General features: G+C 48.3%; 11 protein-coding genes, 3 tRNA genes and 1 pseudogene. 8 read left to right on the forward strand and 7 right to left on the reverse strand.

Annotation, left to right across the window (positions count from 1 at the left end):
* Positions 1-12: 12 nt before the first annotated feature.
* From feoB to C8275_RS11170, 6 genes and pseudogenes are all read left to right on the forward strand, one after another.
* Positions 13-2,193: pseudogene (gene feoB / locus C8275_RS11140) on the forward strand (ferrous iron transport protein B); the annotation flags it as partial.
* A 307-nt stretch (positions 2,194-2,500) separates the two neighbouring features.
* Positions 2,501-2,571 (forward strand) — tRNA-Cys (locus C8275_RS11150).
* A gap of 21 nt (positions 2,572-2,592) precedes the next feature.
* Positions 2,593-2,680 (forward strand) — tRNA-Ser (locus C8275_RS11155).
* 12 nt (positions 2,681-2,692) lie between these two features.
* Positions 2,693-2,764: transfer RNA gene (locus C8275_RS11160), tRNA-Glu, on the forward strand.
* Positions 2,765-2,926: 162 nt separating this feature from the next.
* Positions 2,927-3,313 (forward strand): hypothetical protein, encoded by a 387-nt coding sequence (locus C8275_RS11165; RefSeq protein WP_106484096.1) that lies wholly within the window; start codon positions 2,927-2,929, stop codon positions 3,311-3,313.
* Positions 3,279-4,271 (forward strand): transposase, encoded by a 993-nt coding sequence (locus C8275_RS11170; RefSeq protein WP_199881879.1) that lies wholly within the window; start codon positions 3,279-3,281, stop codon positions 4,269-4,271. The genes C8275_RS11165 and C8275_RS11170 overlap by 35 nt, the downstream gene beginning before the upstream one ends.
* 89 nt (positions 4,272-4,360) lie before the next feature.
* On the opposite strand, the gene C8275_RS11175 is transcribed toward C8275_RS11170, so the two are convergent.
* Complete coding sequence (locus tag C8275_RS11175; protein WP_199881879.1) at positions 4,361-5,353, reverse strand: transposase; 993 nt, start codon at positions 5,351-5,353, stop codon at positions 4,361-4,363.
* Positions 5,319-5,705 (reverse strand): hypothetical protein, encoded by a 387-nt coding sequence (locus tag C8275_RS11180; protein ID WP_106484096.1) that lies wholly within the window; start codon positions 5,703-5,705, stop codon positions 5,319-5,321. Before C8275_RS11180 ends, C8275_RS11175 begins: the two co-directional genes overlap by 35 nt.
* A gap of 262 nt (positions 5,706-5,967) precedes the next feature.
* Between C8275_RS11180 and C8275_RS11185 the strand changes: the two genes are divergently transcribed.
* Complete coding sequence (locus C8275_RS11185) at positions 5,968-6,216, forward strand: hypothetical protein (RefSeq protein WP_106485152.1); 249 nt, start codon at positions 5,968-5,970, stop codon at positions 6,214-6,216.
* On the opposite strand, the gene C8275_RS11190 is transcribed toward C8275_RS11185, so the two are convergent.
* Positions 6,213-6,521, reverse strand: coding sequence for a hypothetical protein (locus C8275_RS11190; protein WP_157948257.1), 309 nt, complete (start codon positions 6,519-6,521; stop codon positions 6,213-6,215). The two genes, C8275_RS11185 and C8275_RS11190, sit on opposite strands and share 4 nt — an antisense overlap.
* Before the next feature lie 347 nt (positions 6,522-6,868).
* Between C8275_RS11190 and C8275_RS11195 the strand changes: the two genes are divergently transcribed.
* Complete coding sequence (locus tag C8275_RS11195) at positions 6,869-7,186, forward strand: hypothetical protein (protein ID WP_157948258.1); 318 nt, start codon at positions 6,869-6,871, stop codon at positions 7,184-7,186.
* Positions 7,187-7,405: 219 nt separating this feature from the next.
* On the opposite strand, the gene C8275_RS11200 is transcribed toward C8275_RS11195, so the two are convergent.
* The 4 genes from C8275_RS11200 to dnaK all read right to left on the reverse strand — a co-directional run bounded on the left by C8275_RS11200 (position 7,406) and on the right by dnaK (position 14,422).
* Entirely contained in the window at positions 7,406-9,061 is a 1,656-nt protein-coding gene (locus C8275_RS11200) for an IS1182 family transposase (RefSeq protein ID WP_106485155.1), read from the reverse strand.
* A gap of 178 nt (positions 9,062-9,239) precedes the next feature.
* On the reverse strand, positions 9,240-10,646 hold the full coding sequence (ltrA, locus tag C8275_RS11205) for a group II intron reverse transcriptase/maturase (protein WP_106484112.1): 1,407 nt from the start codon (positions 10,644-10,646) through the stop codon (positions 9,240-9,242).
* Between the two features lie 681 nt (positions 10,647-11,327).
* Positions 11,328-12,362: a virulence RhuM family protein gene (locus tag C8275_RS11210; protein WP_106485156.1), complete on the reverse strand. Its 1,035-nt coding sequence runs from the start codon at positions 12,360-12,362 to the stop codon at positions 11,328-11,330.
* Positions 12,363-12,511: 149 nt separating this feature from the next.
* Entirely contained in the window at positions 12,512-14,422 is a 1,911-nt protein-coding gene (dnaK, locus tag C8275_RS11215; protein WP_022384611.1) for a molecular chaperone DnaK, read from the reverse strand.
* Between the last annotated feature and the right edge of the window lie 101 nt (positions 14,423-14,523).

Here is a 14,523-nt window from a genome sequence, read left to right on the forward strand (position 1 = left end):
GTGAAGGATGTCGCACGGGACAAACGGCGTACCATCAACGTTGCGCTGGTGGGCAATCCCAATTGCGGGAAGACCTCCCTGTTCAACATCGCGTCCGGGGCACACGAACATGTGGGAAACTACAGCGGTGTGACGGTAGACGCCAAGGAAGGATTCTTCGAGTTCCAAGGCTACAAGTTCCGCATCGTCGACCTCCCGGGCACCTATTCCCTCTCTGCCTACACGCCCGAAGAGATGTATGTACGGAAGCACATCATCGAACAGACCCCGGATGTCATCATCAACGTCGTGGATGCATCCAACCTGGAACGCAACCTCTACCTGACGACCCAGCTCATTGACATGAACGTGCGTATGGTCATCGCCCTGAACATGTTTGACGAACTGGAAGCCAGCGGCAACAAGCTCGACTACCGCATGCTGGGCAAAATGCTCGGCGTCCCGATGGTCCCCACCGTGTGCCGTACCAACAAAGGCATCGACCACCTGTTTCATGTCGTAATCAATATCTACGAAGGAGGTGACTTCCTCGACAAGAACGGGGAAATCAATCCGCAAATCCTCCAGGAGCTGCAGGACTGGCACAAGACGGATGTACCCTCCGGATATGAGGACCACATGGCGGACTTTACCCAAAACTATGAAAACGGCAATCCCAAAGAACGCCATTCCTACCGGCACATACACATCAATCATGGTCCGGAGCTGGAGATGAACATCGATGAGGTGAAGAAAGCCATCTCCCGGAACGAAGACATACGTTACAAATACTCGACCCGCTTCCTCGCCATCAAGCTGCTGGAGAACGACAGCCAGGTCGAAGGAATCGTCCGTCAACTGCCCAACGGTGAGGAAATCCTCCAGACACGCGACAGAGCAGAAAAGCGTATCAAGGAGACACTCAACGAGGACAGCGAGGCGGCGTTGGCCGACGCCAAATATGGCTTCATCGAAGGAGCCTTACGCGAGACGTTCACCGACAACCATTTGCAGAAAGAGCAAATGACAAAGGTCATCGACTCGATTGTCACTCATCGCATCTGGGGCTTTCCCTTCTTCTTCCTCCTGCTCTTTGTCATCTTTGAAGGAACCTATGTACTGGGTGACTACCCGATGCAGGGCATCGAATGGCTGGTGGAACAAATCGGTACGCTCGTCCGCAATTACATGCCCGAGGGACCGCTGAAAGACATGATTGTCGACGGCATCATCGGCGGTGTGGGCGGTGTCATCGTCTTCCTGCCCAACATCCTCATCCTGTACCTGTTCATATCCATCATGGAAGACTCGGGCTACATGGCACGCGCGGCATTCATCATGGATAAGCTGATGCATAAAATGGGGTTGCATGGGAAATCGTTCATCCCCCTCATCATGGGCTTCGGATGCAACGTACCCGCCATCATGGCCTCACGTACGATTGAGAACCGCAAGGCGCGCCTTGTCACCATGCTTGTCACGCCGCTGATGTCATGCAGTGCGCGTCTGCCCATCTACCTGGTACTTATCGGCGCTTTCTTCCCGAAACAAGGCAGCCTGATACTGCTGACGCTCTATGCAACGGGTATTCTGCTTGCCATCCTGCTGGCACGTCTGTTCAGCCGTTTCCTTGTAAAGGGAGATGACACCCCGTTTGTCATGGAACTCCCTCCCTACCGTATGCCAACCAGCAAATCCATTTTGCGGCACACCTGGGAGAAAGGACGCCTGTATCTGAAAAAGATGGGAGGGATCATCATGATTGCCTCCATCATCATCTGGTTCCTGGGCTATTACCCCAACCATGACGCCTATCCCACTGAAGCCATCCAGCAGGAGAACTCCTACATCGGACAAATCGGCAAAGCGATAGAGCCTGTCATCGAGCCTTTAGGATTTGACTGGAAGATGGGTATAGGCCTGTTGACCGGTGCCGGCGCAAAAGAGCTTGTGGTAAGTACGCTGGGAGTACTTTATGCCGACAATGGCGACATCGAGAGTGTAGAACTCGCCAAACGGCTTCCCATCACCCCGCTGGTTGCCTTTTGCTACATGCTCTTCACCCTGCTTTACTTCCCCTGTATTGCTGTAGTTGCAGCCATCAAGGGAGAAACCGGTAGCTGGAAGTGGCCGCTATTCACGACCATCTATACCACGGCATTGGCATGGATTGTCGCCTTCCTTGTTTACCGGATAGGACTTTTATTCATGTAAAAACGAAAGAACACTATGGACTATCAGGACATCATCGTTATCCTGGTCGGCATCGGATGCCTTCTTTGGATTGGAGTACGTATCTATCGGAGTTTCAAAAGCGTAGGGTGCAATGGAGACCCCTGCGCCAATTGCCCTACAGGCTGTGAGCTCCATCAAAAGCTGCAAGAGAAACGCCGTACTTGCGAAAAAAATCAAGGAGGAAGCAAAAAAAGTTGCTGCGAATAGTTGGAGATATAAAAATTTGTACTACCTTTGCAACCGCAAAACCAAGGAAACAAGGTTTACAAAAAGCAGCAACCAAGATGGTTCCTTGACCGAGTGGCTAGGTAGCGGTCTGCAAAACCGTCCACGGCGGTTCGAGTCCGCCAGGAACCTCTCGCAAGAACGACGCGGGAAGGAAGTTTGGGTGAGTGGCTGAAACCAGCAGTTTGCTAAACTGCCGTACGGATTTCCCGTACCGGGGGTTCGAATCCCCCAGCTTCCGCGACATATATAAGGCGCTTTCGTCTAGCGGCTAGGACACATGCCTCTCACGCATGGAACACGGGTTCGATTCCCGTAGGCGCTACAAGGTAAGAATGAAGGAGTTATCTAAAAAGATAGCTCCTTTTTTTGTTGCGTAATATTAAAATATGTTCCGTTTTGGGGCGTTTTTGGGGGCTTTTAGGAGCAGTAGAAAATCAGTGGGGATTAGTTTTCCAATATCCAGAGGAATTCCGACCTTTGCCTTATGGAAAAGAATCAATTGGAAGTGCTTGCGCGTATCGTGCTGCCTTCAGAAATACTGGATCATTTTGAGATAGCAGGTGTGCAACAGAGTCGGACAGAGATTCATATTTATCTCGACGAGTTAATGAATGCGGGATTGTCATCAGATGCCAATTTTGCATCCAAAGGCTTCATGGAGGCTGTGAATGTAACCGATTTCCCGATACGCGACCATAAGGTCATACTGGTCATACGCCGTCGCAGGTGGACCGACCTGCGTACAGGCAAGAGTTTCAGCCTTCCAATCAGCCTTGACATAGCCTGCAAAGGAACCCGTTACTCCAAGGAGTTCGGGGCTTTTTTAAAAGAAACGTATGGAGACATCCCCTGTGACCTGCCGTACGCTTGAAACATTCTACCACATAAATGCACATACCTTTGAGAAACAGTACAAGGAAACGCTAAGCGGCTTCCACGACTGGGACCAGCTAGACCATGCCGATTCATGGCTGTTGTTTCCCGAAAACATAGGCCGGCATCTTGCCATAGACGAGTCTTCCCTGTCCAATGGGGAGCTGTATACGTTTGTCACCAACCGTGACCGGCATACAGGTGAAGGAAGTCTGGTGGCGGTCGTTTCCGGCACGAAATCGGAAGACGTGATACAGGTGCTGAAGTTGATAGACGAGGAAGAACGCATGAAAGTGGAGGAAGTGACCCTTGACCTTTCCGATTCAATGCGCAAGATTGTTTCTGTCGCATTTCCGAAGGCTCAAAGAGTGATTGACCGTTTCCACATCCAGAAACTGGCTTGTGATGCCGTGCAGGAAATCCGTGTGGCGCACCGTTGGGACGCCTTGCAGCAAAGCAATGAAGAAATGGAAGAGTGCAAACAAACCGGCAAGCCCTATGTGCCGTTCCGCTTTTCCAATGGAGACACGCGTCCGGAATTGCTCATCAGAAGCCGTTACCTTCTGTTCAAATCAGCAGACAAATGGACGGAAAGACAAAAGGAAAGGGCTAAAATCCTCTTCGAGGAGTATCCTGACATCAAAATGGCTTATGGTCTGTCCCACTCATTAAGAATGATATTCTCAAAGAACACCATCAAAGATGCAGCGCGGTTGAGCATGGCCAAATGGTACAACAAAGTCGATGATTCAAGAATGAAGCAGTTCAATGTCATTGCCTCGACATTCTATGAGCATTATGACGAAATCCTGAACTTCTACAACAAACGCTCATCAAATGCGGCAGCCGAATCATTCAACGCCAAAATCAAACTTTTCAGGGCGAATCTGCATGGAGTCGTAGACAAAAAATTCTTCCTCTTCAGAATCGCAAAGCTGTATGGTTATCCCCACTGATTTTCTACTGCTCCCCGATTTGCACAACAGTACAGAATTTGCACAAAATTTGCACAATAAAAGTACCTAAAAGCCGGAGCAGTAGAAAATCAGTGGGGATAACCATACAGCTTTGCGATTCTGAAGAGGAAGAATTTTTTGTCTACGACTCCATGCAGATTCGCCCTGAAAAGTTTGATTTTGGCGTTGAATGATTCGGCTGCCGCATTTGATGAGCGTTTGTTGTAGAAGTTCAGGATTTCGTCATAATGCTCATAGAATGTCGAGGCAATGACATTGAACTGCTTCATTCTTGAATCATCGACTTTGTTGTACCATTTGGCCATGCTCAACCGCGCTGCATCTTTGATGGTGTTCTTTGAGAATATCATTCTTAATGAGTGGGACAGACCATAAGCCATTTTGATGTCAGGATACTCCTCGAAGAGGATTTTAGCCCTTTCCTTTTGTCTTTCCGTCCATTTGTCTGCTGATTTGAACAGAAGGTAACGGCTTCTGATGAGCAATTCCGGACGCGTGTCTCCATTGGAAAAGCGGAACGGCACATAGGGCTTGCCGGTTTGTTTGCACTCTTCCATTTCTTCATTGCTTTGCTGCAAGGCGTCCCAACGGTGCGCCACACGGATTTCCTGCACGGCATCACAAGCCAGTTTCTGGATGTGGAAACGGTCAATCACTCTTTGAGCCTTCGGAAATGCGACAGAAACAATCTTGCGCATTGAATCGGAAAGGTCAAGGGTCACTTCCTCCACTTTCATGCGTTCTTCCTCGTCTATCAACTTCAGCACCTGTATCACGTCTTCCGATTTCGTGCCGGAAACGACCGCCACCAGACTTCCTTCACCTGTATGCCGGTCACGGTTGGTGACAAACGTATACAGCTCCCCATTGGACAGGGAAGACTCGTCTATGGCAAGATGCCGGCCTATGTTTTCGGGAAACAACAGCCATGAATCGGCATGGTCTAGCTGGTCCCAGTCGTGGAAGCCGCTTAGCGTTTCCTTGTACTGTTTCTCAAAGGTATGTGCATTTATGTGGTAGAATGTTTCAAGCGTACGGCAGGTCACAGGGGATGTCTCCATACGTTTCTTTTAAAAAAGCCCCGAACTCCTTGGAGTAACGGGTTCCTTTGCAGGCTATGTCAAGGCTGATTGGAAGGCTGAAACTCTTGCCTGTACGCAGGTCGGTCCACCTGCGACGGCGTATGACCAGTATGACCTTATGGTCGCGTATCGGGAAATCGGTTACATTCACAGCCTCCATGAAGCCTTTGGATGCAAAATTGGCATCTGATGACAATCCCGCATTCATTAACTCGTCGAGATAAATATGAATCTCTGTCCGACTCTGTTGCACACCTGCTATCTCAAAATGATCCAGTATTTCTGAAGGCAGCACGATACGCGCAAGCACTTCCAATTGATTCTTTTCCATAAGGCAAAGGTCGGAATTCCTCTGGATATTGGAAAACTAATCCCCACTGATTTTCTACTGCTCCTAAATCTGGTGCAAATCTATTGCAAATTTCAGGCTCTTAAAAACGGAACATCGTCACCAGCCCGTTGAACTTCAGCAGGGAGTCGCGCAGCCGTTCTTTCCCGTCGATGGAAAGCTTGATATTAAATTTTACGTCTTTAGACATTGCTTTTCTGATTTTTATTTCTTATGTTTGCGACAAACCAAAACCTTTAGCCCCATGAGAACTATTGAAATTGGATACTTTCTGTCTGTTGTATCTTTCCTTGCCCTCCTTTTTAGCTCGAATCCGTATGTATTCTTGTGGGGGTGGCTATTTTTCCTAATAGGTTGCTTCCTTGTCACCATAGACCCCCGTCACCTCAAAGAAGACTGGGAGGTCAAAGAGATTGAGGAACGTTGGGCGGAAAAGAAACGTGCCAGGGAGCAGCGCCGCTTGCAGAAGCAAAACGGCAAAGCGAAACACTAACCCCGTTTAGCCAGTTCCTCGAAGCGTCGCTTCTGCTCCTCTCGGCTCATCACTACCCGGTCAGCACCCCGCTTTTCCTTCTTCTCATCCCAGGGCAACGGCCAGAACCGCTGCACCGTGGTCTTGTGCTTCATGTACGGACCGCTCAGCGTGTACGCCAGTGCCCGCGTCTGTTCCCACGACTCGCGGCTGTCTGCCTCCCGGGTCTTGGCATGCGCCTCACAGACCGCGCTGAACTCGTCGGGGGTCATCCGCTCAAAGTCATCCAACCGCATCCCGACACAGCCCAGCGCGTATCCCAACAACCCGGCTATGGTCAGGCTTTCTTTTTTTTACTCCTGCATCCTGCTCCGTGCCCTCCAGCATCGCGGCGGCCCAGGCTTCCACCTGGTCGGGGGCGATATGGTCGGCGATGTAGGGGCGACCGGTCTGGTCGCCCGGTCCAACAAACGCCCGGTCCAACACGCATCCGGTTCGCCCCCTACACGCTACACGGTCAAAACGGTTTAGACTTCCGTCTCGCTGTATGAAGCGGCTCAGGGCTCAGCTTATGCAAATCCTATACCTATTTCAGTTTGCCAAAAAAGAATATAATCTAAATATAAAAACAGGTCGCGTTATATGTAAGAGGACAGCCCGAACTACTATATTTGTGATTATCAAAACACTTGTCAAACGAACTTTAAATTTAAATATTATGCCTATCGGATGTATACTCTGGATAATCTTACTTTTCATCCTTGCCACAGACAAGACAGAATGGCGTCCAACTATTATCGGCGCAATTATTGTCATTATCGCCGCAATGATAATAGTGTCTACGCAAAAATGCGACATCAACTTCCCTGATGAACCGGGAAAAGACAAAGACAATAACGACAAAAAAACAATGAACCATGACAACAACGACATTAAAAGAGGCATTTGCGGCGAAATACCCGAAATACATGCAGATTCTTTCCATGTTTAAGAAGGCGAACGGCTGCCCCGCAACATAGGAAAACCTAACCAAACCACAGCTAGCCCGCTTTGTCAGCTTCATGACCGAACGATACATCATCTGTGGGCTAAGGCGGATGCCCGAATCAATATTGGAACCACGCCCCCCATAAACGCAAAAAGAGGGTGTGTCGCAATGAGCGATGCACCTTCTTTTTTTCGTCAATTACAAAAGAAAAGTTTGATATCTTCAAGCAGCGATATTTTGAAGATTTCTTTGATTTATGTGTTCCCTGCATCTGAAGAAAGCGGCTGTAAGCTCACAAAACAGTTTAATCAGCCAGTCTATGCCTTCTTTTCTCATCCTTGCACATAACTTTTTTATATTGAAGGCAATGGCAAGGAAGGAGAAGTCCATAAAGACCTTGTCCTTTCCAAAATGACGGAAACGTTTGTAGTTCATATTATATTTTATCTGCCCGAACACGGCTTCCGGTTCTATGCATCTTCGTCCCCTGTGTTTCAGCCCTTCCTCGGAGCAGAGCAACTCTTTGGCTTTTTGCTTGTATTTCCTGAGCCTGTGGTTCAGTTCTATCGTCCTGTCCCCTTTTGCTTTAAAACATAGACACCTTAGCGGGCAGCCTTCGCACCTGACGGCCCTGTATCTGGCACTTTCGCTCACATATCCGGATGCGGTTTTCACATGTCTGTTTCCTATCCTCCGCATCTTTTGTCCCATGGGGCATACGCAATAGTCATGTTCTTCATTGTAGTAGAAGTTTTCAGCCTTGAACGGGTCGGGTCTGAATCTCGGCCGTTGCTCCATGTGGAAGTAATTGTATTTGACGTAAGCTTCCATGCCGTTTTCTGCCATGAAGCGGTAATTTTCCTCGGAGCCGTAGCCCGAATCAGCCACTACGGTATGGGCCAGCCTGTCGTATCTGTTTGAGAAGGATTGCAGGAAAGGTATCATGGTCAGCGTGTCCGTAGGGTTGGGAAAAAGTGCAAAATCGGTAATGAACTGGTTCTCGGTGGCAATCTGAAGGTTGTAACCGGGTTTGGTCTGTCCGTTACGCATGGCATCCTCCTTCATCCTCATGAAAGTGGCATCCTTGTCCGTCTTGGAATAGGAGTTGCGCTCCTGCAGCGTGTCCAGATGATTGTCGTATTCCTGCAGCTTGTCCCTGTGCGCTTCCAGTTCTTTCAGCTGCCTGCGTTTCTTTCTTTGTGCGGCCTTCTCCTCTTTTGTGGAAGGCTCGGGAACCTGTTCAAGCGCATTGCGCAGTTCGCCCGCCATTTCGGTCAGCATGGCTGGGGTAAACTCAACTTCCTCATTGTTTTCCGATGATTTCTCCTGGGCGATGGCATCGTCTATCTGACCCAACAGGACATGGATTTTCTTCATCAGGCGTTCACGGTTCCGCTCGACGGTCTTTTTCCACACGAAAGTATACTTGTTGGCCTTGGATTCAATCTTCGTTCCGTCAATATATTCCACGTTCAGGCTGATGAACCCTTTGGCGGAAAGCAGAAGGACGATTTGGGTGAACACTTCGTTGATTTCCTTCTTCACACGGTTGCGGAAGCGGTTGATGGTAATGAAGTCCGGTTTCTCGTACCCGGCCAGCCATATATAATGGATGTCGCGGTGGAGGAGTTTTTCTATCTTGCGGCAGGAGTAGATGTTGTTCATATAGGCGTACAGGATAACCTTGAGCATCATTCGGGGATGGTAAGGGCTACGGCCGCATTCCTTATATAACTTCCTGAAACCTTCCAGATTCAGGCTCTCAACAAGAGCGTCAACCATGCGTACCGGATCGTTCTTTGCAATATCCTCATCGATTCTTTGAGGAAACAGCACTGTTTGGTTGGGAATGTAAGGACGAAAATGTATCTTTGTCATAAGATTATTATTGTTATAATGCTTAAAGATACAAAATCTTTAGGTAATAGCAAAGCCTCGGCTTGTGAAAGTCGGGGCTTTGTGCAATCGAGTAGGAGGAAAACGACGTAGTTTTCTTCCTACTTTCGTTTTCCGTCCTCTCACACCACCGTACATGCGGTTCCGCATACGGCGGTTCCTATTTTGGGTACCATTCGAGATATTCACCCATTAAAGTAGCATACCCTGCTTTGCGCAAGTTCTCATTTGTGATTGCCCTGTGCATTATGTGGCTGTCTGCTATGCGCCAGCAGCCCTTGCGAGTATTACCCCATTCATATGCCTTGTACTTATCGATACCGCATCTAATGAGGTTTGCCACTTTTGTCTTGACTTTCTTCCATGCTTTCCATATACACATACGTATTCTACGCCTTAACCATTCGTCAGTGGTAAGTAGAAGACGTTTCATATTGGCAAGATGATAATAGCCGACCCATCCTCTTATGTATTCTTTGAGCTTTTGCTTTCTCTTGGAATATCCCCATCCATTGCTGCGACTTGTCAGTTCTTTTAGTCTTGACTTCATCTTGGCTTTGGATGTCGGGTGTACCGTAAGTTGGCATTTACCTTTCATTACATTAAAGGAATAGCCGAGATATTTCACTCCGCGCACATACGACACTACGGTCTTCTCCTGGTTGACTTTGAGATATAGATTGTTCTCTATAAATCGGGTTATGCTCTCCTTCACTCGCATTGCTGCCCTTCGGGACCTGCAGAATATCATCGAGTCATCCGCATAGCGCACAAAAGGGAGGCCTCTGAGTTCCAGCTCTTTGTCCAGTTCATTGAGCATAATGTTGCTCAACAAGGGACTTAGCGGACCTCCTTGGGGAGTTCCTTCCTCGCTCGCTTCAAACAAGCCTTTATTCATTACACCGCTACGGAGATACTTATGTATAAGACTGACCACTCTGCCGTCTTTTATGGTACGGCTGAGGATTTCTATGAGCTTGCTGTGGCACACCGTGTCGAAGAAGAGTTCAAGGTCAAGGTCTACAACATATACGTAGCCTTCATTGATTATCCTCTGCGCTTCACGTAGTGCGTCATGGCATCCTCTTCTCGGACGGAAGCCGTAGCTTGTCTTGGAGAATTGGTTCTCATAGATGGGAGTCAACACTTGGTTTATGGCTTGTTGCACCAATCGGTCTATCACGGTGGGGATACCTAAAAGGCGCATCTTGCCATTGTCTTTGGGGATTTCTACCCTTCTTACCGGGTTCGGACGGTAAGAGCCGTCCATCAAGGAACTAAGGAGCATTTCCCTATTGGTCAGGAGCCATGGGAGCAATTGCTCGCACGACATCTTGTCGATACCACCACATCCCTTGTTTCTCACCACTGTTTTGTAGGCTCTGTTGAGATTTGACGGACTGAGAATTTGCTCGAAAAGGTGTTCCTTGTCGAATGGTACTTCCACGATGTTGTCTTCACACATCCACATAAAGGTCTGCACTCCCCCATATCTTTCGGTTTCCGACCTATTCCTTTGAGGGCAGCCATTAAAACGTGATAATGTTTTCTGCATTCTGTCCTTCATATGGTATGTTTCAATTACTATCGTTTAATTGTTAGGTTCTGCCCTTCATGCAACTCTATCGACAGCTGCACTACTATGGCGTCTGCTGACTTCTCACGACAAGCTTTACTCCACTTCTTTCGTAAAAAAAAAAAACTATTCGAAGTGTCCGTGAGACCTCCTCGGATAAGGGCGTTGTCTTTCCATCTTATACCTACTTCATCTACACCGACCGTTCCGAATAGCTATAGGGCTTCGATTTGTTTAGCAATCTTACCCACGGTCATATGCCTTGTATGAAGTTTCTGTTCGTTAGGCCAGATGTTTGCCGACGGCTTCCTTCAGATTTCACCTCGCGATGAACACCCTTGCCTGGGGCTATGTAATTCCCGCTATTAGGGCTTACTCGGGACTTGCACCCGTTAGACAACACTCATGCCGAGCGTACTAAAAAAAAAGAAGGTGCGCTTTTTGACACACCTTCTTTTTTCTTACAATTTAGTATGTCTTTACTTATCGGAATCACTTCACTTCCTCAAAATCAACGGCATCTCTGTATGAGCAACTTGCGTAAACGTGTTGCAAATATAGTGTAAACCCGAAAATAAGCATCCATAAGCAACCACAGCTCAGTGATAACCTGAAATAGCATCGTGGAGGTTTTCCCTGAAAGCCGTTGCGTTTTCCTTATGATTGGGATTTTCACTCGTCCTCCGGCACAAAATCAAGTGGCAAAGGAGTATCACCGATAAACCGGTCGAAGTCGGAAGAAAAGTTCTTATCCTGAATAACGCGATACTTTTCAAATTCGGCTTCGGCGAATTGCTTGGCAAATTCAGCCGTAATGTGTCCGGCATTGTCCAACACAGCATCACCTCCGGCTTCAAGAATCAGGTCTATACGCTTCGCCCAATCTTCCATTGTCAGCGGAATATGTCGTTTCGCCATACGTTCCGCCATGTCGAGCACAGCGTTGACGAGCCGCCCCATATCTTCCAGTTCAGTTTGTTTCAGATAATTCTTGGCTATGCTCACGTCCGGCTTTACGATTTTCCCGTCTGGAGCATTCTCCCATGTGGTCAGTCCCATGTGTTCCTTCTGTGCATTCGCACGTTCAACAATCAGTTCCGCTGCCGTATGCCTATGCACAGCATAGTGCATTTTGTTCTGTACCTTTTTGTAAAACAGCCGTGTGGTAGGTGCGCTTTTGTTGTAGTCTATGGCCGTGGCATAGATATCGGTAAGTTTTTGATAGAACCGCCGTTCACTCAAACGTATCTCGCGAATTTCAGCGAGCAGATGCTCAAAATAATCTTCCCCGATAAACGAACCATTCTCCATTCGCTTTTTGTCAATGACATATCCTCTGATGGCAAACTGGCGAAGCACGTAAGTACACCATTGACGAAATTGCGTGGCACGAACGGAATTGACACGGTAGCCTACGGAGATGATGGCATCGAGATTGTAGAACGTAGTATTGTACGTTTTCCCATCCTCGGCAGTATGTGCAAATTTTGCACATACTGAATTTTGCTGTAACTCAGAACTATCAAAGATATTTTTCAGATGCTTGGTGATGACCGTTCTGTCAACGCCAAACAATTCAGCCATTGCCTTTTGGGTAGCCCAAATGGTTTCGTCCTTATACAATACTTGTATGCCGCCCTCCCTACCTTCGGCAAGGAAGGTAAGGAATTCTGCCGTGCTGTTCCGTATTTCAAAATTCTTCGCCACGATTCCTTTGGTTATTAATTATCACAAATACAAAGGTATGGAAAATCCTTAGTTTTTTCTGCCAGTCCGTTAGATTCATATCGGCGAGCCTAAAAAAAATGAGGCACAATTTTGCAATCATGCCTCATTTTCATTATTCATTACGTTACTTATTTCACTTCTTCAAAGTCTGCATCCTGCACGTTCTCGTCATTCTTGCCACCTTGACCGGCATTGGCAGAACCGGAGTTCTGGGCACCTTGAGCGCCACCCTGGGCACCACTCTGAGCATACATCTCAGCGCTGGCAGCCTGGAATGCAGTGTTCAACTCGCTCATGGCAGCATCACAGGCAGCTACGTCCTGAGCCTTGTGAGCATCTTTCAGCTTCTGAAGAGCAGCTTCAATCGGAGCCTTCTTGTCGGCAGGCAACTTATCGCCCAAGTCCTTCAGCTGATTCTCGGTTGTGAAAATCATGCTGTCAGCCTGATTGAGCTTATCCACCTTCTCACGCTCTTTCTTGTCAGCCTCAGCGTTTGCTTCAGCCTCAGCCTTCATACGCTCGATTTCATCTTTGCTCAAACCGGAAGAAGCCTCAATACGGATTGCCTGCTCCTTACCCGTTGCCTTATCCTTGGCAGATACCTTCAAGATACCGTTGGCATCGATATCAAAGGTCACCTCAATCTGAGGTACACCACGACGTGCCGGAGCAATACCCGTCAGGTTAAACTGACCGATAGACTTGTTCTGTGCAGCCATCGGACGCTCACCCTGGAGGACATGGATGGTCACCTCAGTCTGGTTATCTGCTGCCGTAGAGAAGATTTCACTCTTCTTGCACGGGATAGTCGTGTTCGCATCAATCAACTTGGTCATCACACCACCCATGGTCTCGATACCCAAAGTCAACGGAGTGACATCCAGCAAGACCACATCCTTGATTTCATTGGTCAACACGGCACCCTGGATAGCAGCACCGATGGCAACAACCTCATCCGGGTTCACACCCTTCGAAGGAACTTTGCCAAAGAAGTCCTCAACCAACTTCTGTACGGCAGGGATACGAGAAGAACCACCTACCAGGATTACTTCGTCAATGTCCGAAGTGCTCAGACCGGCATCGCTGATGGCCTTCTTACAGGGTTCCAGACAAGCCTGGATCAGGTTATGTGCCAGAGCCTCAAACTTGGCACGGCTCAAAGTCTTCACCAAGTGCTTGGGCACACCACCTACCGGCATGATGTACGGCAGGTTGATTTCCGTCGTCGTAGAAGAAGACAACTCAATCTTCGCTTTCTCGGCAGCCTCCTTCAGACGTTGCATCGCCATCGGGTCCTGAGTCAGGTCGGCACCTTCGTCGTTCTTGAACTCCTGAACCAACCAGTCAATGATTACCTGGTCGAAGTCATCACCTCCCAGGTGAGTATTACCGTTGGTCGATTTCACTTCGAACACACCGCCGCCAAAGTCAAGGATGGAAATATCAAACGTACCACCACCCAAGTCGAAGACTGCAATCTTCATATCCTTGTTTGCCTTGTCGACACCGTATGCCAAAGCGGCTGCTGTCGGCTCGTTCACGATACGTTTCACATCCAGACCGGCAATCTGACCGGCTTCCTTGGTTGCCTGACGTTGTGAATCGGAGAAGTATGCCGGAACCGTGATGACAGCCTCGGTCACTTCCTGACCCAGGTAATCTTCAGCGGTCTTCTTCATCTTCTGCAGAATCATTGCAGAGATTTCCTGCGGAGTATACAGACGGCCGTCGATGTCGACACGCGGCGTGTTGTTGTCGCCTCTCACGACCTTGTAGGGTACACGCGAGATTTCCGTAGCTACCTGATCGTAGGTCTCACCCATGAAACGCTTGATGGAGTAAACCGTACGGGTCGGGTTTGTGATAGCCTGACGTTTGGCAGGGTCACCGATTTTACGTTCGCCACCGTCAACAAAACCTACGACTGAAGGAGTCGTACGCTTGCCTTCGCTGTTGGCGATTACTACAGGTTCGTTGCCTTCAAACACGGCAACACATGAGTTTGTAGTTCCTAAGTCAATACCAATAATCTTTCCCATAATTGTATCTTTTTTTATTTATTATTATTCGTGTTAGTATTCTCGAAGCAACGCTTCGCATACTATAAAGCAAACCGCGTGCCAAAACCCGTCCGTCGGTC

Source organism: Bacteroides sp. Marseille-P3684 (assembly GCF_900291465.1).
Lineage (GTDB): Bacteria > Bacteroidota > Bacteroidia > Bacteroidales > Bacteroidaceae > Phocaeicola_A.